The sequence below is a fragment of the Natrarchaeobius chitinivorans genome (genome assembly GCF_003841505.1).
GTDB lineage: Archaea > Halobacteriota > Halobacteria > Halobacteriales > Natrialbaceae > Natrarchaeobius > Natrarchaeobius chitinivorans.
This window is the reverse complement of the sequence record NZ_REGA01000013.1, coordinates 99,348-121,531: the sequence shown is the minus strand read 5'-3', so window position 1 is coordinate 121,531 and position 22,184 is coordinate 99,348. Positions and strand designations below refer to the sequence as shown.

Here is a 22,184-nt window from a genome sequence, read left to right as displayed (position 1 = left end):
CGCAAATTCATCGGTGTCGAGCGATCCGTCGCCGTTTCCGGCGTTCGAGTCACTTTCGTCGTTCCCGAGTATATTGCCGATTATGGACAGTAACATGGTGAGTTCGTTACAGGAGTTCGATCGAAACCACGCTCGTCCCGATCGGTTTCGAGGACGAAGGGTGTATCAATCGAACCAACCTGACGTTGGTTATGGGGGTAGCGAGTCGTCATCTGTCGGTACTATGTAAATCAACATATTAAGTGGTTCCGGCCGCGTGTCCGTTTCGTCAGACCATGTATCAAGAGATCGTTTAGCATAGTTTAGTATTACTAGAGATGTAGATAACCCAGTTTCGATACGATGGGAAACGAACCGAGGTTTCTTTTTGGTGCGCGTATAACCGACAGTCTACGGGACAGGTATGCCGGACAGTAACAAGGAAGATAACCCGAAAGAGAAAGCCGACGTGCCGCCTGTACTCCCGAGCGAGCAGCCAAAGCCCTCCGGAAGTGGCGGGGCTCTCTCTCCGGAGGAACTCGATTTTACCGACAGTCCGTACGTCTCGAAAGTGTCCGAAGGGAGGTTCGTCGTTTCCTCGGAGAAACGCCCCACTGGCGTCCCGGACACCACCGCGGACTCCGATCGAACCCCACCACAACCACAGAACCACCACAGTCGGGATCCAAATCGATCGGACACCCCGGACGGTCCGACCGACGACGGTCAGAAGCCCATCCGGAGCCCGGAAGTGGCACGATCGGTTCTTGCTGACGAACTCGATCGAACGGATGCGCGGTTTGCACTCGACATCGTCGCGCAGTTCGACCGGACGGCGGTCCGTCATCGAACGAGTTCCGACGACGTCGTCGGGACGTTCAATAACCTGGTTCTCTGGTACGCACAGCACGTCGCGACAGAGACGCCAACCCAGCGGACGGCCTCACTGCTCATCGAGCGCTCCGAGTTCGCACCGCCACTGTCGCCGGTACAGCTTCGTCAGGCGGCCAGAAAACACGGTCTCGATAGGTCGAGCAGCCTGGGAGAACTGCTCGAGGCAATCGAATAACGGCAATCGAAGTCGCGTCGGCTCATACGGATTGGGGTAGGGGTTTACCGGTGAAACGGGGCCCCGGTCTCCAGCACTGGCTGATAGTAAACCGTATTAGACCCCGTTGATAAGGATAACGGCACCCATAAAGATCGACAGCATGATCGCGATACCAAACAGCAATACACCACTCTGAGCCGATTGTACGGCTCGGTTCGACAGATTCAATCCGGAACGCTTGCGAGTCATCTCGATATAGACGAACTTTGGAGGGGCGGATGTTCTATCTTGTGGCCCGAGGTGGCGAAGCTCGCCCCGACAGAGGTTTCGTTGGAACGGTACTGGTGGCGTTTTGACCCTGAACAGGTCGTCGAAATCATGCGGATGGTATCGATTTCGCTCATCAGTCGACGCTTGGGAGGGTACTAGATGTCAACCGTGATTATCAGGTCGACGAGTCGTTCCGTAATCGTCCCAGTCACCGCACCGATCCAGAGCAACGCCGTAAAGTGGACGTACGAATTGCCGAAGTGACCGCCGTCAGCAACTCGAAGGACGAGCGACGAAATGAAGGCGTTGAAGATCAACACGAGGACGATCAGAAAGCGAAGGATCGGAACGTTGTACTGTTCGGTATGGATCAGGGTCCCTCCGATAACCTCGCCGTCCGTATTGATATCGAAACTCGAGAGCATCACTGCAAGCTCGAGACCGATAAAGAACGCAAACGCGGACGCAGCCGTGATACCGTAGACGACGCCGATCAACGTCGTCGTTTCCTGGCGTCGTTCTTCGCGCAAGTTGACGATTTCGTTCATGTTCTGGCTGATGAGTTCCCCGAGTCGTTTCGGACCACCACCCATGTCTCTGCCGACCAGATACATTTCGCTGAACTTCTGGATCAGAAACGAGTGCGTATCGCCGGTGAAGTAGCGCCACGACTTTTCAGTGCTCAGGCGCATGTTCAACCGCCGGTAGAGGTCGTCTACGTTTTCCGAAAGCGGACCGAAGTCTTTCGTCCGAAGCGTCGAGAGAACCTCTGTCGTCGTGCTTTGCTTTGCACTTTCGCTGGTCCCGAGCGCGCGAATGAAGTTCGGGAACATCCGATCCCGGTCGACGACGCGGCGCTCCTCGTACCAGAACACCGATCCAGGAATCAAAAGCGGCAGCGTCGCGATCGGCATGTAGAGCAAGAGCGGAAGGGTGTTGCTCGAGATCGGAGTCGGACTCGGAGCCAGATCGTAGAACGCGAGAATAAGCCAGGTGATAACGAGTGCGGTGAGTCCGATTCCGACGACAGTGGACGCGAGTAATCGTTTTTTGGCCGTGGTTCGGTAGCCGTCCTCGAGATACCAGACCGGGTCGTCGGGAACGACCGCTTTGATGATGAAGAAAAACCCGATCTGAACGAAGATGAACATCACGATGACGATACTCGCCGTGATCGTCGGGTCGTTCCCCGTCAAAAGCGGCAAGACGATGGCGAACACGAGCGCGAAGGTCATCGAGATTATCAACGAGAGGTACAGGTCTTTGAGGACGTCCAGATTGCCGAGTGACTGACGATAGACCGTCGAGTACTTTTCGATCAGCACGTCCTGTTCCTGGAAGAGGAACTCGTCGAGACTCTGGCCGGCACCGAGCGTGTAGGCCATTCGCTCGAGGAGGTCCTCGACCGACTCGCTCGGAACGTCCGCGGCTCGTCGACGACAGGCGTCACCCAGACTCAGGTGCCAGACGTCGACAAGATCGACGACGCGCTGAATCTCGGCGGCCAGTTCGCCGTACTCCTCTTCGGCCGCGAGCCGCCGCAACACCTCCATCCGATCAATATTCGTCGTCGACAGGATCGTCATGTGAATAACGAAGAGATGGAATCGGTTCTCCATCTCGATGCGACGCTGATCGACGGCCAGCCGTGGATAGCCGATCGCAGCAACGAAGATCAACAGACCGAGCGCGGGTAACAGGAGACGGACGAGAACGAATCCGTCGAACAGCACGCCGCCGACGATCGCCCCGACGAAGACGAGAAACGACGGAAAAACGATTCCCAGGATGTAGATCCTGGCCGGGAGATCCATCTCGTCGTACGCCCGAAGGATCGACGCACCGAATTCGTTCACCGTCGCCGCGTTTCCAGCGATTCCCATGATTTCCGCGATACGTTGTAATCTGATTCCGATACTCACCACGGACTCACGGACGTGACCGGAAAGTGGACTCGAGCAAACGGTTCGTCGAACCGCGTGACCGGTATCCGTTCAGTCACGTCGAGTCGTGAGACAGCGGTTCGTCGGATGAATGTGATCTCGAGGCACACCATACAAACCTTCCGGCTGTTTACACTCTGACGGTCGTCGCGTCCGGACTCAGTCCGCTGGTACAGGGATCATCACTCAGTTCGTCAACTATTACCACCATCTTCCAATTCGCCAGCCAATCCATCCCCACCATCTTCCGAGTCGCCAGCCAATCCATCATCACGATCAGCTACCGGTTCAGTAGCCGCCTCATCACCAGTACCCTCTCCCGGCCCTGCAACAGGCCGATCCGTCGGTTCACTGTTCGAGTCGGTATCAGGTTCAGTCGTGAGATTGTCGACTGAGCCGGTGGCGAGTTCGGTCTCGTTTTCCGAACCCGCCCAACCCTCGAGCGAGTCTGGAGTTCGTTCCGGTGTCGCGATCGTCGCAATATAACGCAGACTCTGCCTGTGGACGCTCGTTCCGAGTGGGGAGTTCGCATCAGGGTCGTCCGCTGGCGAGACCGACTCGTCACCGAATCCGTTCAGCAGCGACTGGAGGTACGTCTCGACGGGAGATGAAATCCATCCGACCGTCTCGTAGTACGCGATCGTCCGAGACGCGCTGTCGATACCGCCCGACTCCACCAGAAACTCGAGCCACTCCAGGGTCGTTATCTCCGCACCGTTCTGTGCGGGATGGCGAACCAGATACGGCGGTTCACCGATCTCCCCGTTGATCGCCTCCTCGAGGTCGTCCGCAACGGCGGTCGCCGTCTTATCAGTCGTGAGACCATCGTCTTCCCGCCCATCGAGTGGATCGTCATCTTCGATCTCGCTCGAGTGATCGATCGGATCGTCGTCGTGACCGGGCGGGTCGTCATCCGCTTCGAACGGGTCGTCATCCGCCTCGAGCGGATCCTCATCGGCAACATCGTCGTTATCCGGTGCCAGGAAGTCGTCGAATTCGTCGTCGGCTGTCTTGTCGTCCATGGGTTCGTCGTCGAGTTCTGAATCGGTCTCTTCCTCACCGTCGAGGTCGGAGAACGGGTCATCCCCGAAATCGTCAATATCGTCGTCCGACTCGATATCGTCGGTAAGGAAATCCGTCGCCTCGGCGTCTGCGATTTCGGGATCGATTTCGTCCGTCGGATCGTCGCTCGCACCGAAACCCCCCTGTTCGGTCGCAGTTTCGAACGCGTTGCCGATCTCCTGGTCGCCCACGAACGGGTTGATGCCGTGAGTGACGATTTCGTAGAGATCGACCAGTTTGTCGACGTTTCGTTCGACCGACGAGATCGAATCGCTGATCTTTTCGTTCTCGCCACGAACGGTTTCGACCTTGTTACCGAGCGAATCGATCTCCTTTTCGACTTCGTCGAGTCGGTAATTGAGCTCGTCGTCATCCGACCCGCCGTCGTCGTCATCGAATCCGAGGTCATCACCCAACAGTCCGTCATCATCACCACCGAGGAGATCGTCACCTCCGTCATCGGTGTCGTCTTCGTCGTCGGCCCCGAGTCCGCTGAATAGTAGGAATGTCATGGTTCAGTGTCGTTTCAATCGTCTGCCTCGTCTTCGGCGGCCCAGTGGAATCGTATCGTGTCCTCGTTTCCACTGACGATGAGCGTCACAGCTGTATCGCCGTCCACACTCTGGTCTGCGATTTCGATCGCGACGACACCGCCCGGTTCCCAGACAGTACTGTCGGCGTCGACGCGTTCGACAGTGACGTCGGCGGACGAAACGTACGAACTGTCGACTAATATATCGACGGTACTCGAGTCGGCCTCGAGATCTGCGTTTCCGATGTTTTTGACCAGAAGGGTAACGGTCCGGGCGTCATCATCGACGATCGTCTCGGATCGAGAGGCGTCGCTGATGATCGCGATTTCGGTCTCGATTTCGTCTGCGACTGACGTCCCACGGGTCTCGATCGAGTCGCTTACCTGTCCGGCCTCCATGATCACCGTCCCGGCGACGGCAGACGCGATCACCAGACTTCCGATGAACATGATCAGGTGGGCAGCCGAAACGCTCGCCATTTACCCATCCGCCTCCGTGATCGTCGCCGCGTCGGCGATTCCGTGTTCGGTCGTGATCCGAACGCGATCACCGTCGCCCGTGATCACCGTTTCGAGGTTGTCGTCGATAATCTCGACTTCGAGGTGAGACCCTGGCGACCAGATATCGCTGCTCGAGCGGTTGGCCTCGCCGTCGACTATCGTCGTTTCGGCGTCGCTCCCGCGAATCGGATAGTACTCGCCGTTGACGACCAGATCGGTTTTACCGACGGACAGCGAAGACGCGCCAGCATTCGTAATATTGACGGTCGCGTTCGCCTCCGTATCCGTGTCGGTGACGTTCTCGAACGACTCGATCGCGATGGCCGTGTTCTGTTGATCACGGAGCTGTTCGCTCTGGGTGGAAAACGCCTCGCCAGTCGCCGCACCGACGTTGAACACCGTGGGGACGATGACGCTCATGGCCACGAGAACGCCGATGAGTATGACCAGAACAGCGCCGCTCGTACTGAACCCCATTCTCGAGTCGAGATGAGGGATGGGACGCTCAAAAGCGTGCCGGCCATCCGAATGCGCGATGAGGACATCCCTCGAGAGAGCGCCGTGAAAACAAATGGAGACGCAGTAGCGCAGACAGCGGAGGAGATATCCAGGAGCTAACGGCCAATGGAGACGACACTACTGACGAAGTCCCAATAAAATCGAATCGAAAACGAGTGAACCGAGTTAGAGCCGAACCGCTGCGTCGTCTTCGTTGAAGAGGTCGGGGGCGTTCAGCTCGACCGATGTCGTCGCGCCGGAAGGCGAAACGATGTCGACCGATGCCTGGTCACTCTCACCGAATGCATCTGCACCGTCACCATCACCGAACGGATCCGCCTCGGGGTTCAGGAGGATACTGAGGTCGCCGTTGGTCTCGTCGAGAATTGCATCGGAGTCATCTAGACCGACTCCGTTCTCATCAACGACGCCGAACTCTCCATCGCTCAGGTTCGTTGCGTTGGTATCGCCTTCGAAGCTGGCGTTGTGGACGAGGTTCGCCTGACCCTCCGGACCGACAGCCTGGATAATGGTCTGGTTGAGGTCGATGTTGTCAGCACCGGGAGCACCCGTCACACCGAGTTTGATCTCGGAGAGATTTCCGTCATCTGCGTCGCCGACGATACCGATACTGCTCGTAACGTCGATCCGCTCGGAGACGAGGTCCGTACTCTCTTCGCCGGTAGCTTCAGCCTGCGACTGGAGCATGCCAGCGGTGTTGATGAGGACGCCTGCGGCGATCGCGGCGACCAGCACCATCGCGATGAACACGATGAGCGTGCCGATTCCTACCTGACCGCGGTTGTCGCCGGTGTCTTTCGTGAACATTGTTACAGCCTCACCGATTCCTTGTCTTCAATGAACGTACTCGGGACGCGAATCTCCTGTTCGGTAGACGCACCGGCGTCCGTCGTCAGGATGACCGTCAGACGTTCGCTCTCGTTGAGAGCTTCGTAACCCATACCATCATTCTCGTTGGGTGAATCACTATCTAATTCGAACACGACTTCGGCGCGGTCGCTCGATTCGGTGAGAACGTTGTTCTCATTTTCTTCGCTGACACCCTGAATGTTAGTGATGTTTACACCATCCGCACTCAGGTTGACCATCTGCTCACCGCTGTTACCGATGAATTGAGCTGTCGTCCGATTCAGATCCACGGGATCAGACCCTGGGGCCGTTGCCACCACGAAGCTGAGGTTGTGGATTTGCGTTGGATCGTCAGGATCGTCTACCGTTCCGGAGACGCTCACCACGTCGAGCCGGTCGCTCACTTGATCGGTCGATTCCTCACCGGTGGCTTCTGCCTGCGTCTGCAGCATACCAGCGGTGTTAATTAGTACACCTGCGGCGATCGCGGCGACCAGCACCATCGCGATGAACACGATGAGCGTGCCGATCCCCACCTGACCGCGGTTCTCGTTATCTTCGAACATGTGTTAGGGGTTACACCCGCGTTGCGGGCTCGTCCTATACTCTAAATTACCCGTTATTAAACCTGAGCCAGTATTTTCAAGTATGGGAACAGAGTTGTGGGCGACCTACTCGTTTCGACGGGCCGCCTAATCCGAGCGTTACGCGCACGTATGCGAGTGGTTACCGGACCACCCGCCAACTGATTCCCGATCAGAATCCGTCGATACATCAATCGGCCAGAACATATATGACCGATAAGTTCTCGAGTCGTTTTCACGAGTGAAAACGGGACACATTTGTGGAGTAGACGGTCAGTACGGTTTAGTGTCTCCGGGTTTTCTACGTTGGCATGGATCCGACCGAGGTACTGGGAAGCCTGGGTAAAAAATACAGCCCCGACATTCTGCGTTCAGCGGACGAACCGAAGTCTGCCCAGGAGCTGAGCAACGAACTCGAGATTCCCGTGACCACCAGTTATCGACGTGTCGAGACGCTCAACGAACTCGGTCTCCTCGAGGACGACGAAGACGTACGCGAGTTCGGAGAGACTGGCCAAAGTCAAACGCTCTACCGACGTAACGTCGAGGAGATCGTAATACGGTTCGAGGACGACTCCCTCGAGATCGAATCGAAAGAACGCGATCGAACGGGTCAGCCACTCAGTAGCGTCTGGGAGGATCTCAGCCGAAGCGTCAGCGGGAACGATTGAGATGGAACCAGTCGAAATCCTCTATGCCGTCTTCAGCATCACGTTGATCACATCGGGTCTCGTGATGGCCGGAATGGCCGTCCAGGCGTACGCAGAGACACAGCGGACATCGATGATCTACCTCTCGATCGGGTTTACGCTGATCGTCGCCGCCGCCTCCGCGACCACGATTAGCGCCTTCGTGAGCGATTTCCAGTACCCGCGGACGCTGTTGACGGTCAACTACTTCGTCACGACGCTCGGATTCGTCGCGGTGATTCTGAGCCTGTATGCCGAATAGCACCGCCGATACCGAGTCGCAATCGGGTGATCCAGAATCGATGACCGGGAAAGGTTGATCCAGAATCGATGGCCGGGAAGCTTATTTTACGTACACCCGGATAAGCTGATATGGACATTATCGACGGGAGCAAAATCGAGTGCGCGCGCTGTGATGACGTAACCTCACTCGACGACGTCAACGTTCTGGGAAAGACGAACAACCGATCGTACGCCAAGCCGCTGTGTGACGACTGTCTCAAGAAAGTCGGCGTACCGAAGGGGTACGAACTCGAGCGCGACGTGAGCTATCTGAAAAGCGAATAGTCCATCGACGCTGCGCCGGGGTGCGTATGTTCGCCCGAGGGTGAGGACACAGCTACTTGTTGTTCATCGCTTCGCTCGCGATGTTCCGTCCTCGGGGCTTCAGTGCGACCTCTCGACGGACGCGGACCTCCTCTAACACGTCGAGTTCGATCAGTCGCTCGTAGATTTCCTCGACGTCGTCCGTATCAATGTCGAGGAATTCAGGGACCTCGAAGGGAGACACACCCGAGTATATCGCCATCAACACCTCCTCTTCTTTTCCGGAGAGATCGATTTGCGAGGCGTTCTTTTCGGCCCCCCGGTCGAGGACGGACTTCAAGATCGCACAGTTCTGTGGCGAACCGGAGAGGTAGGTCTGGACGCTCGAGCCGCTTTCGGTGTGCTCGGCCTCGACCACGGGTCGCTCGGAGGATCGTATCGTTCGTTCGTCGCTCTCGACCGTTCCGACGTCGTCGACTTCGATCTGAACGAGCTTTCCGTTTTCAACGGCGAAATTCGCGACGCCGTCGTTGATCTTGACCCTGGCTTTGGTCCAGGAGGCATCCTGAACGACGCCGCCTTTGACTGCAGGATGTTTGATCAGAACGATCTCACCGTCGAGGATGGCTTTCTGTAACTCGAGTTCGAACGAACTGACCTCCTCCATCGAGATGAGATGGACGTTTTGACCGTAGTTGATGCTGATGTAGTTCGACACTTTCGCGATCGTCTGATTGACGTCGTACCGGCCACGAATCGACTGGATCTTCGACAGGGGAATCGTCGTCTTCCCGTCGTTGCTGACGATCACCATACGCTTGTTCGAGAGAACGATGCGACCGTTCGACCAGTTCGTATCCGACAGCTTTCGTCCGTCACGAACCACCTGCGTGAACTTGCCGGTCACGTCCGCGAGTTTTTGCTCTGACTTGCTCATGCGAGATCACCGCTTGGCATCTCCATCCCCCCGAGTTTCGAAATCGCAGAAAACCCGCGCTTTCGTAACCGATCGCTTTCGGTTCGCTCGACGAACTTCGAGAGTCGTTTTCGCGACCGATCGCCCCCGATCTTTCCGAGGACGAACAGCGCCTTGACGCGCATCTCTTCGTCTTTGGTTTCCGTTTCGACGAGTTTGATCAGCCGCTGTTCGAGTCCGTCGCCGTCGAGCAGTGTCAGACTCGTCGCCGCGAACTTCGACGTCATCTCGTCGTCGTCGGCAAGCGTCTCGATCAACGCGTCCTGAGCTTCGGTTCGGAACGCGTCGTCGGCGATGCGTCCAAGCAACCAGACAGCGTTACGTCGCTGTGCCGTCTCCGTGCTTCGACTCAGAATCTCGATCAGCGGCTGGACGGAATCGCGTTCGTTCGCCTCCTCGAGCTCGTCGACGATCTTTTCACGGACCTGGTGGCTCGCGTTCGAGGGGGCTTCCGAAAGCAGTTGGACGAGCGAAAACATCGCAGTCCGACGGACCATCTCCGTCTCGTCACTCAGTGCACCTGCGAGTATCTCGACAGCTTCGACGCTGCCGAGTCGTCCCAGCGCGTCGACAGCGATTCGGCGCAACACTTCGTCATCGTCGTCTGCAATCTCGACGAGTTCGGCCAGCGCGTTTTGCGTCCCGATATCCGCGAGTGCGTAGGCGACCTCGACGCGAACGTCGTACTGATCCTCGTGGAGGTTCCGCGAAAGTGCCGGGACGCACTCCGGAGATTCAACGCGTGCGAGCGCGCGAGCAGCCCGTTTTCGAACTCGCGAATCGGAGTCTTCGAGCCGGGCGACCAGTTGACTCAACACGTTATCCTCACCGATCCTCCCCAGACCGGTGGCGGCTGCCATCCGGAGTTCAGCCTGCTCTGCGTTCAACCCGCGCGCGAGTATCTGTGCTTTCTTCCACTCCGCAACGTCGTCGATATCCTGCTCGGAGAGTTCACCGATGAACCGCTCGAGAGCTTCCTGACCGTACTGATCCAACGCGTCGATAGCCGCCGCCCGAACCCGCTCGTCGTCGTCAGCTTTCGAGGCCTCGACGAGGGAGTCGACGACCTCATCGTGGGAGATATTCGTTCCACCGGTCTCCGACTCGAGGCTGCCGAGAATCTCGGCCGATCGCTTTCGAATGTCGGGGTTCGGACTCTCTTCGAGATGCGTGATGAGCTTCTCGAATTCCGCATTTCGCTCGAGTTTAAATAGCGTCATTCGTACGAGATCACCTGACGACCGTCCGCTCTCCCGGCGTTCGATTCAAAGATAGTGTGAAAGGAATATATAACTGTCTCGTCCAAGAGTCGCCACGGCCGCGTTCGATGTATGAATTGAGCCCCATCTCTCGAGAGTAGCCGGGTCATCTCACTGATCAGTACTGTCCTCGGGAAGGTCGTATCGATCGGAGTCGCCCTCGTATACCATCGTATCCACGATGGCGTTCCACACGTCGATCGGTTCTGCAACACCGGCGAGATCGTCCTCGGCCCACTCCGAATTGATACCCCAGCCGTCGACCTGTCCGTCGAATCCGCCGATCACTTCCGTGTACATGTGATTGACGTCCGAGCCGCGGGCAACGAGTTCGTCCCGAAAGATGATGTAAATCTGGGCGATCTCGTTGTCGGACTCGTCCCGCGTCTCCGCGTCCGATTCGTAAAACAGGATTAGATCGTCGTCGTCGGTGTCGTGATAAAGTTCGTCGACGGTGATCCCAGCGTCCTCGAGATGATGGTAAAATTCGCCGTATGTGGGCACGTGGTCGCCATCGGTCCCGGAGTCGTCGCGGTCGTCCGGCTCGGTAGGCTCGATTTCGGTTCGGCCGCCGCCGATGCCCTGGATCGAATCGAGACAGCCTGCCGTCGTCCCGAGCGAGACAGTGCCCGCGACCGCGAGTGCCCGTCTCCGAGTTAGTTGCGTCCCTCGGTTGGTATTCCCGGGTTCTGCCATCCTATCGGATCCCTCGCACCAGTAGGTGAAAAACGCGTCGGCCGCACCGCCCACTCGAGAAATGATGAACGAGCCGAAACAGACACGTCCGGAAACCAGAGCAGACGTCGGAAACGAAATGAGACGAACGTGATAGACGGACCAAAGTGGAGACGGTGGTGATCGGCGGGCCGGCAATATCATATAACAGGATTCCTTACTGGGCAACATCAGGTTGCGATCGGAACCAATGACGGAACAATGAAAGAGCAACTACGGCAACGCGGTTCGACGTCAGGGGAGCGAATGGTATGCTGAGCGCGGCGTCGATCACCGGCACGGCTGAGGGCCCAACGGAGAGCCGTGCGACTCGAGGTGGAAGTGAAAGCCGGGTTGGAACAGAAGGTGGACTGTGTCACGAGTTCGACTGGGGAAGACTCGCCGTACTCGTTGCCACGCTGTTGCTGATCGGTGGGGGGCTATTCGTCGCAACACCGGACGTTGTAACAGCGGACGACGACCACGAGGACGAATACGTCGTCGTTCGATTCGCGGACGACCACGTCGTTACCGAAAGTGAGGCCGACGAGATCCCGCCGGAACCGTACGTCAGCGTCGATGGGAGCAACGGTGACGATCGGCTCATCGTCGACGACGATGGGATGATCGTCGACGCCAACAGCGGTGAGCAGATCGTCGCCGGGAGCGAGGACAACAGAGTCCAAACGATTTCTGGCGATCCAAATCTGGTCGTCAGTACCAACGGCTACGTCAACGATACGCTCGTCGTAAACGACGACGGGGTCATCGAGACCAGCGAGGAAGGAATACCGGCGACCGTCGGAGACGAAGACGGAGACGAGATCGTATTCGAGGAAGCCAACGAGGCATATTTCAACGTCACGATACTCGACGATCAGATCGACCCCGTCGGAGAAGGAGAGACGCTGACGATACCGGTAGAGATCACGAACGACGGTTACGGAACCGACGAGGAGGACGTGCTTCTCGAGTTCCTGGACGAGAGTGGGAACGTAACCGGTTCGGTCGAAGAGGAACTATCCCTCGAGCGAGGAGAGACGACGACGCTCGAGTTCGAGTACGAGACGGAGCAGGGTGATAAGGAAGCCGCGATGGCCGAGGTGATCGCCGACACCAAATTCAGCGCAACGAGCAGCGGGATCGATTCTACCGATATCACCATTCACGCCGCTGAGACCCTGGTGACGATCACCGATGCCGACGAGATTGCCCCCGCAGCGGGAGACGAACTCGAGATCACAGCGGAGATCGAACGATTCGGGAACGATCCCGAGGGAGAACAGGACGTTCTCGTGGAGTTCCGTGTCGACGGCTCGCACGTTTCGACGGAGGTGGTCACGCTCGGGCCCGGCGACAGCACGACTAAACCGTTCACCTATCAGACGAGCGAAGACGATGCGCCGGAGGTGACGGTCACGCTTACGAGTCAAGACGGAGGCAATACGTCGACCGCCGACGTCGACGTGATCGGTCAGGCCTCGTACAACGAAAGCGTCTCGGCCGAGATCATCGACAGGAACTACCCTGACGAAGGCGACGAGCTCGTTATCACCGGTGAGATCGGATACGCCGGCGTTATTCCGGATAGCACGCAAGAACACCCCGTTCAGCTCTACGTCGACGGCGAAGTCGTGGACGAACAGATGATCGAGCTTGACGGCGACGAGTGGGTCGAATCGGAGTTTACGTACGAAACCCAGCAGGGTGATGCGCCTCGAGTCGACGTCGAGTTGCGAACTCCTGGAACAGGGGATACCGCTCGCCCGCTCGTCGCAGGCAGCGGGTTTGCAGTCGATATTCAGGGTATCGTCGAACCGGTCAACGTGACCGACGAACTGATCACCACCGTTGCGATCGAGAACACAGGTGACATCGGTGACGAGCAGGACGTCCGGGTGCGGATCGATCGCGGTGTTGACGATCCGCGGACGACGAACCACCACGTCCGGGACAACAAGACGATCTCGCTCGAGGCTGGAGAGCGAACGATCGAGCGGTTTTCGTTTCGCACGCGTGATGCGGACGTACCGAAAATCGAGGTTGCCGTGATCAGCGCCGACGACGAGGACGTGGTCAACGCAACCGTTCGTGCCCAAAACGCGAGGTTCGACGTGACGGAGTTATCAGCAGATCGTGACAGCGTTTCAGGCACGGAGATCGAACTGTCCGCCGCGATCAACAACACGGGACTCGAACCCGACGAGCAATACGTCGAGTTCATCCTCGACGACGAAGTCGTCCACATCGACCGCGTCCATCTCGAGCCCTGGGAAGAACGGACTATCACGACCACGGTAGACGCGCCGGACGACGACTCGAACTTCTCGGTCGTCACGGACAACGTAAGCGAGACGGTGACAGCGGCTGGAGTCGACGACCCCGACGACGGGGACGAACCGATCCGCGAGCCCAGTACGGACGGGTCCGACACGGACGGCGAGTCAGCAGATGATGCTAGTGGCGACGAAGACGAGCGCGGCGTTCCGTGGTACCTGTTCGTCCTCGGTGTCCTCGGCGTCGGCGCGTCCGTGATCACACTCCTCGTCTACCGGAAAGACCCAGACGAGTTCCCGCCGGACGCACAAACCCTACAGGAGTGGGGAGAGGAGAGCGCACAGTCGATGCGTCGAACGGGGGCGCGACTCGCCATCGCGGTCCGGCAGGGCGACGTGGCTGCTATCATCGCCGTCGCGAAAAGCGCTCTCGGACTCGGAACGGGAACGCTGGTCGTCCGAAACGAGCTCCCTCGAGCCGCAACCGTTCGCGTTCGGTGCCAGACCGCCGAGGACACGGTCGTACTCGAGGACCTCGAACTGGGGCCCGAGGAACGACGGGATCTCGGCTCGTTACCCGACGTCGACCAGTTCAAAGTCGGCGCGGGCGTCGAAGATATCACGGCTCACGAAGAGGTGTTCCAGAGTATCACCGGCGACATCGGCGTCGTCCTCCGTGCGGACGGGATCCTCATCGCGAACTTCAGATAACGACTCGAAAACGCCCGTCAGCAGGCAGGTGAATCCTTCAGGACCACTCGAGGACTGTCAGTCCGGTGGTCTCTGGCCACCGTTCGTATTTTTTCACCACAACCTTCCAATATAAATGCAGAATTTATTTATCCGGTACACACCTGATCATTGATGATGCGAATCACAACGGGCGTACCCGGCTTCGACGCGCTGGTCGACGGAGGTCTTCTCAAAGACCGGTTGTACGTAATCAGCGGCCCGCCAGGAAGCGGCAAGACGACGTTTTGCTCGCAGTTCGTCACGAAAGGAGCGATCGACGGCGAAACGACGCTGTTTTTGACGTTACACGAGACGGAAGCGGAACTCGTCTCCGACCTCGGCAACTACGAGTTCGGGTTCGACCAGGCCGTCAACTCCGGGCACGTGAAAGTACTCAACGCCTTCGAAAGCGAAGCCAAGCGGCTGTTGTCGCCGTCGTCCCGAAACAAAAACGAGTTCCCGAAAAACGTCGACAACCTCGCCAACCAGCTCGTCGCGTTCGTCGAATCGAAAGGCGTCGACCGACTCGTCATCGACTCGACGATGTTACTCGAGTACTACTTTTCGGACGATCTCGACGCGCTAATCAAGTTCCTGACGAAGCTCAAACGCGCCGACGCGACGGTGATGTTGATCTCCGAGATGACCGATCCGACCTCCTACTCGGACGGTCACTACCTGGCCCACGGCGTCATCTTCATGCACAACTACCTCGAGTCCGGCGGGATGACCAGGGGAGTCCAGATAATCAAGATGCGAGGGACGAAAATCGACTGTGACATCCGAAAGGTCGAGTTCACCGACCGCGGGCTTCGGGTCGACCCCACCGAAAAGATCCAGTCTTGAGATGTACGAACAGACCTTCGACACCGACTGGCAGACGATCGACGACCCCGAAGAAGTCGTCAGACGAGCGTTTGCACTCGGCGTCGCCGCCCGCCTCGGACGGACCTATCCCGGGGAACTCGAGCGACTCGGCGAGCAGACGGGATCGAACTACGATCGGAGTTTCGTCGATCTGGCCTTCCAGAAAGGACGCAACGAGGCCCGGGAAATCAGACAGCAAGTCGACGACGACGACGAAGTGTGGGATTCACTGGTCGAAGGAAAAACCGTCGTCGAACCGCCGGCGGAGTCGTCCGACGCGGAGTTCGACGACACCGACGGCGACGACGTGTTCGAGGACGGTACGGTTCCCGGAGCGCTTCGGCGGGTCGACATCGACACCCTCCCCGACGACAGCACCGATCGCGTAGGACAGCCGTCTTTTCTCGACAGACTCGGGGGAAATGGACCCACCGCCGGGCCAGACAGCGATCGAACGGTGTTCGGCCGACCGGTCGACGGCAGTCGTGGCGACCGCGACGAATCCGACCGAGCGGAGAACGATACGAGTCCGGAAGACGAAGTCACCGAGACGAGTTCCGGCGGGGATAACTCGACGAACGGCGAGAACGAGCGGATCAGCGACGGGAACCAGCGACCTGACGACGAGGACTCGAGCGACTCTCGATAACGACGAGAACGCGAACGACCACCGATAACGACGAGAACGCGAACGATCCTCGAGACCTACAGCATCCGTTCGGATCCGTCGGCACGGCTGACGGTGAGCGTTCCAGTTACCGGATCGAACTCGATCGACCGACCGCACTGTCCACCGAAATCCGTCGCCGCAATCCGTACGCCTGCGGCCTCGAGTTCGCGGGTGACGGCATCGATATTTCGTTCGCCGATGGAACGGTTGGTCCCGGGAAAGTCGACCATCGTTGCGGCTCCGGCACTTTTCGCCCACGACCGGGCCGGGTCACCACCGATCTCCCGAAATGCGGAGAGCATGGCCGAAATCCCGGTGTCGGCGAACTTCGCGTCCGGATGGCGTCTACTGTGTGCGTCGGCCGCCGCCGGGAGCATGAAGTGCAAGAGACCGGAGACCCCCGCCGTTTCGTCGTGAACGGCGACGCCGATACACGATCCCAGGCCACTGGTTTTGAGCAACGTGGCATCGTCGGTGACTTCGAAATCCGCGATCCCTACCAGTAACGCCTCTCTCGATCGACCAGCGCCGTACGGAACGTCCGACGACGTACCGTCGGTCACCGCAGAGAGGGGACGAGCAGAATCGTCCGCGTTGGACGCATAAACCGGCCCGTCATCGTCGTCGGACGGATCGCGCTCGTCGTCTGGTCTTCCCATCGGTGTCACCGTCGAATCGGATCGTCGGTCGAACCGCCAGACGGTACGACGCTCGTGGTCGAATCGGTCGATTCCAGAGCCGAATCGCGGAAATCCATCGTCACAGCGTATCAACGTCCAGTATCATCACGACTTCACCCTCACCGAGAACCGATGCGCCGCTGATTCCGGGGGCTCCACTCAGGACGCCTTCGAAAGGTTTGATGACGACCTCCTCCTGTCCGACGACGTCGGAACAGCGCAGACACACCTGCCTCACGGTATCCTTGATCCGGACGACCATGTCGTCCCCGGACGGTTCGACGTCTGGAACGTCGAGTCGATCATCAAGCGGGAGCAACGGATAGACGCGTTCGTCGTGTGTCACGGTCTCTCTCCCCTCGACCGTCTCGATCGTCACGTCCTCGAGTTCGGAGATTTCGTCGATATTCTTGATCGGGACGCCGTAGGTTTCCTCGCCGACGGTGACGAAGAGGACGCGAACGATAGCGACGCTCACCGGTAGCATGAGCGTCACGCTCGTCCCCGCACCCGGTTCGCTCTCGACGTTGATCGATCCGTCGACGCCACGAACCACCTGGTTGACGACGTCCATGCCGACGCCGCGACCGCTGACCTCGGTAACTTCCTCCGTCGTCGAGAATCCGGGGTGGAAGATCAGGTCGTAAACCTCCGAATCCTCGAGAACGCGTCCCTCCTCTTCGGTGATGACGCCCTGATCGATCGCTTTCTCGCGGATCTCCTCGACGTCGAGTCCGCGACCGTCGTCCTGGACCGTCACCGAGACGCGATCCCGATCGCGCTCCCCGATGAGTTTGATCGTTCCCTCTGGCGGTTTCCCCGTGCGTTCGCGTTCGGCCGGCGATTCGATGCCGTGGTCGACCGCGTTACGGATGAGGTGCATCAACGGATCTCCCAGTTCGTTGAGGATCGATCGATCCATCTCGATGTCGACTCCCTCCATCTGGAAGTCGATCTCCTTTTCTTGCTTTCTCGCGAGGTCGCGTACGACCCGCGGGAAGTTGCCGACGATTTTCTTCAGCGGAACCAGGCGAATCTCGAGGACCGTATCCTGGAGGCTCGCCGTGATCTTTCCGTGTTCCTCGAGTTCGTCTTCCGCTTCGACGAGGTCGTTTTCCTCGACGATCTTCCGGAGTTTGATCCGGCTCGTCACCATCTCCTCGACCTGATTGTACAGCTGATCGACCTGTTCGACGTCGACCCTGATCGATTCGACCTCCTGGCTGGCGTGGGCGAAGCCCGAACTCGAGCCGGCGTCGGTGTCGTCGCCAGCGCCCGCGTCGTCTTCCGGATCGGTCGCATCGTCCCCGGAAGAGTGCCTGTCGTGTTCGGCGACGACGTCGTCTGTAATTCGGGACACTGAGACACCGTCGACGTACCGGTTGTCCTCGTAGAACGCGGTCACCTCGTCCGTCGAGACGGACGGGTCCGTCAGGACGTACGCGTCGAACGTCGCATCGAACTCGCCCTCTTCGATGACGTCGTTTCCGGGTTCGAGCGTGAGGAGGTCGTACTCGTCTTCGATGGCGTCGATGACGAACATCGCGTCGACGTGTTCGGACCCCGTCTCTTCGAACTCGACGACGGTTCGGAAGACGTCGACCTCCTCCCGGTCGTCGTCGGCGACCGCCGAGGCGAGGGCCTCGAGTGGGACCGCCCGGTCCGACGAGACGGACGATCCCGCCTCGTCTTCGGCGCTCTCCCGCACACCGGACTCAGCTTCGTCGCCTGCTTCACCGGCCTCGATCGAGGCGCGGATCTCCTCGATCGTCGCCTCGGGATCCGCCTCTGTCTCGCCGTCGGCGGAGATCTCCTGGACCATCTGATCGAGGAGATCGACGCCGCTGAAGATAAGGTCCATCCGCTCCCCTGTGACGGAGAGTTCGCCGCTTCTGATACAGTCGAGTAAGTCCTCGACCGCGTGAGCGATCTCACTCGCGTCGGTGTATCCCATCACGCCGAAGTTGCCCTTGAGGTTGTGGGCGACCCGAAACACCGTCTCGATCGCGTCGGAGTTCTCCGGGTCGTCCGCGTTCTCGAGGTCGAGGAGGGCATTGTTCAACTGCTGGATGTCCTCCTGACTTTCCTGGACGAAGGTACTGGTCGGATCACTCACGCGGACCACCCCCGGAACGCGTTCGTGATCCCTTCGGCGATCCGACCCTCTGGAAGGACCATATCGACGTCGACGCGTTCTGCAGCGACCTTCGGCATTCCGTACACTCGAGAGGTCCCTTCGTCCTGTACGATCGCCTTCCCACCCGCGTCCGAAATCGCCTCGAGGCCGGCAGCGCCGTCGGCACCCATTCCGGTCAGGATCGTTCCGACGAGATTGCCCGTGACGTGCTGTGCAGCGGTTTCCATCGTGACGTCGATGGCCGGCCTGACGTTGTGACGTTTGGGGCCGTCGTCGTGGGCGACCGTAATTCGGCCGTCGGTGCAGTCGGTGACGGCGAGGTGGACTCCGCCCTTCGCGAGGACGCCCTCGCCGGGTCCGACCGTGTCGCCGTCGCGTGCCTCACGGATCTCGTATTCGGTTCGTTCGTTGAGACGGTTCGCGAAACGTTTCGTGTAATGATCAGCCATGTGTTGTACCACCAGTATTCGTAGTCCTGCTCGGTTCGGGAGTTCGGACAGTACCCGCTCTACGACGCGCGGGCCGCCGGTCGATGCACCGATCACGAGGGTCGGCTCCGACGGGAACGCGTCGGATTCGTCGATCGTCGGAGCCCGTTCGTGGATCGTCCGTCCGCCTCCGGCGTCCGTCGGCGATACGTCAGCGTCCGCGACGGCCCGCACTCGGTCGACGATCTTGTCCTGTTGGGTCCAGATATCGACCGAATTATCACCCGACGGTTTGGCGATGAAGTCGACAGCGCCGGCCTCGAGCGCATCGAACGTCGCATCCGCGTTTCTGGTCGTCTGCGAACTGATGACCAGCATCGGCGTCGGATTGTCCGCCATCACGCGTTCGATCACCTCGTGGCCGGTCAACCCGGGCATCTGGATGTCGATCGTCGCCACGTCCGGCTTGCGGTCGGCGATGAGATCCACCGCTTCCGTCCCGTTTTTCGCTCGTGCGACGACGTCGATCCCGCCGTCCTCGAGGATCTTGCCGAGGGTTTCACGCATGACGGCGGAGTCGTCCGCGATGACGGCTCGAACCATCAGGGCAAAACGTCCCGAATCGCGTTCTGAATCGTGCTGTGCTCGAACGGTTTCGTGACGTAGCCGTCCGCCCCCGCTTCGATCGCGGGTTGCATTCGTTCCTGTTGGGTAACGCTCGTACAGAAGATGACCTTCACGTCCGGATGGAGTTCCTTGATCGTGGCAGTTGCTTCGATTCCGTCGACCCCGGGCATCACGAGGTCCATTATGACGACGTCGATAGCGGCGGTTTCAGCGACGTCGATAGCTTCAGCGCCGTCTTCTGCCTCCGCGACGACCTGAAACTCCTCGGAAATCGCCTCCCGAAGGACCGCGCGGATCACCTCGGAGTTGTCGACGATCAAGACGTTGACTGCCATGGGACTGGTTTGTGAGGTTCGCCGCATAAAGAATTCGGCCAATTTACGCCCGTTAGCCGACTCGAGCGGATCGCTCGGTCGGACGAGCGACGAGTTTGGCCGTGCGAGTTATGTAGGCAGAGTCGAAATCGATTGGACGAATGGCGGGACCCGCTCGGCTTTGTGTGACAAATCAGAAAGGAGGTGTCGGGAAGACGACCGTAGCCATCAACGTGGCCGGTGCGTTGAACGAACTCGGGCGCGACGTTCTGTTCGTCGACCTCGATCCCCAGGGAAACGCGACGGAGGGACTCGGCCGCCTCGAGGCCTACGACGACGAGCCGCCGACGTTGCTCGACGCACTCGTCGATCCGGATGGCGTGGCGGCCGAGGAACTCGTCTACTCACACCCGGAGATGGACGTCATCACGAGCAACATCGACATGAACGCGGCTGCGTCGACGCTGGCCCAGCAGTCAGCCCCCGAAACCCACCTGGCCGAACTGCTCGATCGGCTCGAAAGCGAATACGAGTTCGTCGTCGTCGACTGTCCGCCACACCTCGGCGTCCTCACCGACAACGCCCTATACGCGACTGAAAACCTCGTGATTCCCGCGCTCACAGAACCGACGAGCAAACGCTCGCTCGAATTGCTCTTCGATTACGTCGGCTCGCTCGAGATGGAACACGGCCTCGAGATCGAACCGGTCGCACTCGTCGCCAATCGCATCGAAACGACGAGCGAAGACGAGGCGATGCTCGAGTGGTTCGATGATGCACTACCCGACGTCCCCAGTTACCGGGTGCGTAAACGGGTCGCACTTCAACGAGCGTTCACCGAGGGGCGGTCGGTGTTCGGGGTCGACGAGGAGATAGACATGGCCGATCGATTCATGGACGTCGCAAAACGTATCGACGAACAGCTCGCGACCACGGGGGTGCCGGCATGACCGACGACAGGGCGAAACGACTGCGAAACCTCCGAAATCGAGTCGGAAGCGATCGAGACGGTTCCGACTCGGAAGGCGATACCGGATCGTCCGAAGACGAGCCAGGTGACGACGAAACGGCCGAGGACGTAACGACCACCGAAAGCCGATCGGAAGACGATGCGACAACGACGGCCGAGGACGACGGAAGCGACGGGCCGGACGAATCGGGTATCGGGCAGAACACGCCGTCGCGTTCGGACGAACGAGCGACCGCCGACCCATCGGATCGAACTGACTCCGGCGAGACGGTCGAGTTCGACGAAGCCGAAACGGTCGACGCACCGTCAGAGACGTCGACACCGGATGGGGCCGATCGCCAGAACGTCGAGCCGGCGCTTCAGGGAGCGATCGCTGATACGTCGGAGATGGTGACGTCGACCGAAACAATGGGTGACGAACCGACGGTCGATGCGTCCGTCCTCACGATGGACACCGACGAGTCGTGCAGGGCAGCGATCGGCCGGGACGAAGCCGTGTTCGAACAGGGGAGCGCACTGATCCACTCCGCTCACGACTCCGAAAACACGGTTCAGATGCTCGAGTTCTTCCTCAACGAAAGTCGTTACGCCGTCGAAATCGATCGGATAAGCGCTATCGTCGAGATGAAAGAGATAACTCGATTCCCCCGTGGACCGGACGCGATCGACGGCGTCACCGATCTCCGCGGCGAGATCACCGGCATTCTGGATCCGACGGTCATGCTCGACGTCGACCGAAACGAACTCTCGGAGGACCACTACATCGTCGTCCTCAAACGCGACGACGACAAACAGAAACTCGGTATCCGCGTCACCGACGTCTCCCAGGCGGTCACCTATCGGGAGTCCCAGATCGACGAAACCGGGTCGGTGATGGATACGACCGCCGACCACCAACACGAGTTCATCGAGGGGATCATCAAAAAGAACACCGACGGCCGAACGAACCTCGTCACGTGGCTCGACATCGACGCGATCATCGAAAACACGGAATAACGATCGGGTGAGA

At 59.1% G+C, this 22,184-nt stretch carries 22 protein-coding genes; 9 read left to right on the top strand and 13 right to left on the bottom strand.

Going from position 1 to position 22,184, the window contains the following annotated elements; translation table 11 throughout:
• Positions 1–403: 403 nt before the first annotated feature.
• Entirely contained in the window at positions 404–1,048 is a 645-nt protein-coding gene (locus tag EA473_RS14595; RefSeq protein WP_124196382.1) for a DUF7500 family protein, read from the top strand.
• A gap of 407 nt (positions 1,049–1,455) precedes the next feature.
• Here the strand turns inward: EA473_RS14595 and flaJ are convergent, their stop codons facing one another.
• The 6 genes from flaJ to EA473_RS14565 all read right to left on the bottom strand — a co-directional run bounded on the left by flaJ (position 1,456) and on the right by EA473_RS14565 (position 7,272).
• A complete protein-coding gene (gene flaJ / locus EA473_RS14590) occupies positions 1,456–3,183 on the bottom strand; it encodes an archaellar assembly protein FlaJ (RefSeq protein WP_124196410.1) in 1,728 nt (575 codons plus the stop codon).
• A gap of 254 nt (positions 3,184–3,437) precedes the next feature.
• Positions 3,438–4,817: a FlaD/FlaE family flagellar protein gene (locus tag EA473_RS14585; protein WP_124196381.1), complete on the bottom strand. Its 1,380-nt coding sequence runs from the start codon at positions 4,815–4,817 to the stop codon at positions 3,438–3,440.
• 14 nt (positions 4,818–4,831) lie between these two features.
• On the bottom strand, positions 4,832–5,317 hold the full coding sequence (locus tag EA473_RS14580) for a flagellin (protein WP_124196380.1): 486 nt from the start codon (positions 5,315–5,317) through the stop codon (positions 4,832–4,834).
• Positions 5,318–5,815, bottom strand: coding sequence for a flagellin (locus EA473_RS14575; RefSeq protein WP_124196379.1), 498 nt, complete (start codon positions 5,813–5,815; stop codon positions 5,318–5,320).
• A gap of 207 nt (positions 5,816–6,022) precedes the next feature.
• Positions 6,023–6,664 (bottom strand): archaellin/type IV pilin N-terminal domain-containing protein, encoded by a 642-nt coding sequence (locus EA473_RS14570; RefSeq protein ID WP_124196378.1) that lies wholly within the window; start codon positions 6,662–6,664, stop codon positions 6,023–6,025.
• 2 nt (positions 6,665–6,666) lie between these two features.
• Positions 6,667–7,272 carry an archaellin/type IV pilin N-terminal domain-containing protein gene (locus EA473_RS14565; RefSeq protein ID WP_124196377.1) on the bottom strand — a complete coding sequence of 202 codons (606 nt, stop codon included), beginning with the start codon at positions 7,270–7,272 and terminating at the stop codon, positions 6,667–6,669.
• Positions 7,273–7,601: 329 nt separating this feature from the next.
• Between EA473_RS14565 and EA473_RS14560 the strand changes: the two genes are divergently transcribed.
• The 3 genes from EA473_RS14560 (at position 7,602) to EA473_RS14550 (ending at position 8,546) form a co-directional block, all read left to right on the top strand.
• Positions 7,602–7,961, top strand: coding sequence for a helix-turn-helix domain-containing protein (locus EA473_RS14560; protein WP_124196376.1), 360 nt, complete (start codon positions 7,602–7,604; stop codon positions 7,959–7,961).
• 1 nt (position 7,962) lies between these two features.
• On the top strand, positions 7,963–8,241 hold the full coding sequence (locus EA473_RS14555) for a DUF7521 family protein (protein WP_124196375.1): 279 nt from the start codon (positions 7,963–7,965) through the stop codon (positions 8,239–8,241).
• A gap of 110 nt (positions 8,242–8,351) precedes the next feature.
• Positions 8,352–8,546 carry a hypothetical protein gene (locus EA473_RS14550; protein ID WP_124196374.1) on the top strand — a complete coding sequence of 65 codons (195 nt, stop codon included), beginning with the start codon at positions 8,352–8,354 and terminating at the stop codon, positions 8,544–8,546.
• Between the two features lie 52 nt (positions 8,547–8,598).
• Here the strand turns inward: EA473_RS14550 and EA473_RS14545 are convergent, their stop codons facing one another.
• From EA473_RS14545 to EA473_RS14535, 3 genes are all read right to left on the bottom strand, one after another.
• Positions 8,599–9,462 carry a CheF family chemotaxis protein gene (locus EA473_RS14545; RefSeq protein ID WP_124196373.1) on the bottom strand — a complete coding sequence of 288 codons (864 nt, stop codon included), beginning with the start codon at positions 9,460–9,462 and terminating at the stop codon, positions 8,599–8,601.
• Positions 9,459–10,721, bottom strand: a complete 1,263-nt coding sequence (locus EA473_RS14540) for a HEAT repeat domain-containing protein (protein WP_124196372.1) — start codon at positions 10,719–10,721, stop codon at positions 9,459–9,461. The genes EA473_RS14545 and EA473_RS14540 overlap by 4 nt, the downstream gene beginning before the upstream one ends.
• Before the next feature lie 150 nt (positions 10,722–10,871).
• The gene (locus tag EA473_RS14535) at positions 10,872–11,456 is read right to left on the bottom strand and encodes a hypothetical protein (protein WP_124196371.1); all 585 of its coding nucleotides are present in this window, start codon (positions 11,454–11,456) and stop codon (positions 10,872–10,874) included.
• A gap of 290 nt (positions 11,457–11,746) precedes the next feature.
• Here EA473_RS14535 and EA473_RS14530 point away from each other — a divergent pair, with 290 nt between their 5' ends.
• The 3 genes from EA473_RS14530 (at position 11,747) to EA473_RS14520 (ending at position 15,998) form a co-directional block, all read left to right on the top strand.
• Positions 11,747–14,461, top strand: coding sequence for a COG1470 family protein (locus EA473_RS14530; RefSeq protein WP_124196370.1), 2,715 nt, complete (start codon positions 11,747–11,749; stop codon positions 14,459–14,461).
• Between the two features lie 156 nt (positions 14,462–14,617).
• Complete coding sequence (locus EA473_RS14525; RefSeq protein ID WP_124196409.1) at positions 14,618–15,328, top strand: RAD55 family ATPase; 711 nt, start codon at positions 14,618–14,620, stop codon at positions 15,326–15,328.
• 1 nt (position 15,329) lies between these two features.
• Complete coding sequence (locus tag EA473_RS14520; RefSeq protein ID WP_124196369.1) at positions 15,330–15,998, top strand: hypothetical protein; 669 nt, start codon at positions 15,330–15,332, stop codon at positions 15,996–15,998.
• A 56-nt stretch (positions 15,999–16,054) separates the two neighbouring features.
• On the opposite strand, the gene EA473_RS14515 is transcribed toward EA473_RS14520, so the two are convergent.
• The 4 genes from EA473_RS14515 to EA473_RS14500 form a co-directional block, all read right to left on the bottom strand.
• Entirely contained in the window at positions 16,055–16,678 is a 624-nt protein-coding gene (locus EA473_RS14515; protein ID WP_124196368.1) for a chemotaxis protein CheD, read from the bottom strand.
• A gap of 100 nt (positions 16,679–16,778) precedes the next feature.
• On the bottom strand, positions 16,779–18,824 hold the full coding sequence (gene cheA, locus EA473_RS14510) for a chemotaxis protein CheA (RefSeq protein ID WP_124196367.1): 2,046 nt from the start codon (positions 18,822–18,824) through the stop codon (positions 16,779–16,781).
• Complete coding sequence (cheB, locus tag EA473_RS14505) at positions 18,812–19,867, bottom strand: chemotaxis-specific protein-glutamate methyltransferase CheB (protein ID WP_124196366.1); 1,056 nt, start codon at positions 19,865–19,867, stop codon at positions 18,812–18,814. Before cheB ends, cheA begins: the two co-directional genes overlap by 13 nt.
• A complete protein-coding gene (locus tag EA473_RS14500; RefSeq protein ID WP_124196365.1) occupies positions 19,867–20,226 on the bottom strand; it encodes a response regulator in 360 nt (119 codons plus the stop codon). Before EA473_RS14500 ends, cheB begins: the two co-directional genes overlap by 1 nt.
• Positions 20,227–20,366: 140 nt before the next feature.
• On the opposite strand from EA473_RS14500, the gene EA473_RS14495 reads away from it, so the two are divergent.
• Together EA473_RS14495 and EA473_RS14490 are read left to right on the top strand one after the other, a co-directional pair.
• Positions 20,367–21,155, top strand: a complete 789-nt coding sequence (locus EA473_RS14495) for a ParA family protein (RefSeq protein WP_124196364.1) — start codon at positions 20,367–20,369, stop codon at positions 21,153–21,155.
• Positions 21,152–22,171 carry a chemotaxis protein CheW gene (locus tag EA473_RS14490; RefSeq protein WP_124196363.1) on the top strand — a complete coding sequence of 340 codons (1,020 nt, stop codon included), beginning with the start codon at positions 21,152–21,154 and terminating at the stop codon, positions 22,169–22,171. The genes EA473_RS14495 and EA473_RS14490 overlap by 4 nt, the downstream gene beginning before the upstream one ends.
• Positions 22,172–22,184: the final 13 nt, after the last annotated feature.

What these genes read in the sequence shown, in the direction of transcription:
- EA473_RS14595 (WP_124196382.1), top strand. Translation starts at nt 404, where the DNA reads ATGCCGGACAGTAACAAGGAAGATAACCCGAAAGAGAAAGCCGACGTG.
- flaJ (WP_124196410.1), bottom strand. Translation starts at nt 3,183, where the DNA reads ATGGGAATCGCTGGAAACGCGGCGACGGTGAACGAATTCGGTGCGTCG.
- EA473_RS14585 (WP_124196381.1), bottom strand. Translation starts at nt 4,817, where the DNA reads ATGACATTCCTACTATTCAGCGGACTCGGGGCCGACGACGAAGACGAC.
- EA473_RS14580 (WP_124196380.1), bottom strand. Translation starts at nt 5,317, where the DNA reads ATGGCGAGCGTTTCGGCTGCCCACCTGATCATGTTCATCGGAAGTCTG.
- EA473_RS14575 (WP_124196379.1), bottom strand. Translation starts at nt 5,815, where the DNA reads ATGGGGTTCAGTACGAGCGGCGCTGTTCTGGTCATACTCATCGGCGTT.
- EA473_RS14570 (WP_124196378.1), bottom strand. Translation starts at nt 6,664, where the DNA reads ATGTTCACGAAAGACACCGGCGACAACCGCGGTCAGGTAGGAATCGGC.
- EA473_RS14565 (WP_124196377.1), bottom strand. Translation starts at nt 7,272, where the DNA reads ATGTTCGAAGATAACGAGAACCGCGGTCAGGTGGGGATCGGCACGCTC.
- EA473_RS14560 (WP_124196376.1), top strand. Translation starts at nt 7,602, where the DNA reads ATGGATCCGACCGAGGTACTGGGAAGCCTGGGTAAAAAATACAGCCCC.
- EA473_RS14555 (WP_124196375.1), top strand. Translation starts at nt 7,963, where the DNA reads ATGGAACCAGTCGAAATCCTCTATGCCGTCTTCAGCATCACGTTGATC.
- EA473_RS14550 (WP_124196374.1), top strand. Translation starts at nt 8,352, where the DNA reads ATGGACATTATCGACGGGAGCAAAATCGAGTGCGCGCGCTGTGATGAC.
- EA473_RS14545 (WP_124196373.1), bottom strand. Translation starts at nt 9,462, where the DNA reads ATGAGCAAGTCAGAGCAAAAACTCGCGGACGTGACCGGCAAGTTCACG.
- EA473_RS14540 (WP_124196372.1), bottom strand. Translation starts at nt 10,721, where the DNA reads ATGACGCTATTTAAACTCGAGCGAAATGCGGAATTCGAGAAGCTCATC.
- EA473_RS14535 (WP_124196371.1), bottom strand. Translation starts at nt 11,456, where the DNA reads ATGGCAGAACCCGGGAATACCAACCGAGGGACGCAACTAACTCGGAGA.
- EA473_RS14530 (WP_124196370.1), top strand. Translation starts at nt 11,747, where the DNA reads ATGCTGAGCGCGGCGTCGATCACCGGCACGGCTGAGGGCCCAACGGAG.
- EA473_RS14525 (WP_124196409.1), top strand. Translation starts at nt 14,618, where the DNA reads ATGCGAATCACAACGGGCGTACCCGGCTTCGACGCGCTGGTCGACGGA.
- EA473_RS14520 (WP_124196369.1), top strand. Translation starts at nt 15,330, where the DNA reads ATGTACGAACAGACCTTCGACACCGACTGGCAGACGATCGACGACCCC.
- EA473_RS14515 (WP_124196368.1), bottom strand. Translation starts at nt 16,678, where the DNA reads ATGGGAAGACCAGACGACGAGCGCGATCCGTCCGACGACGATGACGGG.
- cheB (WP_124196366.1), bottom strand. Translation starts at nt 19,867, where the DNA reads ATGGTTCGAGCCGTCATCGCGGACGACTCCGCCGTCATGCGTGAAACC.
- EA473_RS14500 (WP_124196365.1), bottom strand. Translation starts at nt 20,226, where the DNA reads ATGGCAGTCAACGTCTTGATCGTCGACAACTCCGAGGTGATCCGCGCG.
- EA473_RS14495 (WP_124196364.1), top strand. Translation starts at nt 20,367, where the DNA reads ATGGCGGGACCCGCTCGGCTTTGTGTGACAAATCAGAAAGGAGGTGTC.
- EA473_RS14490 (WP_124196363.1), top strand. Translation starts at nt 21,152, where the DNA reads ATGACCGACGACAGGGCGAAACGACTGCGAAACCTCCGAAATCGAGTC.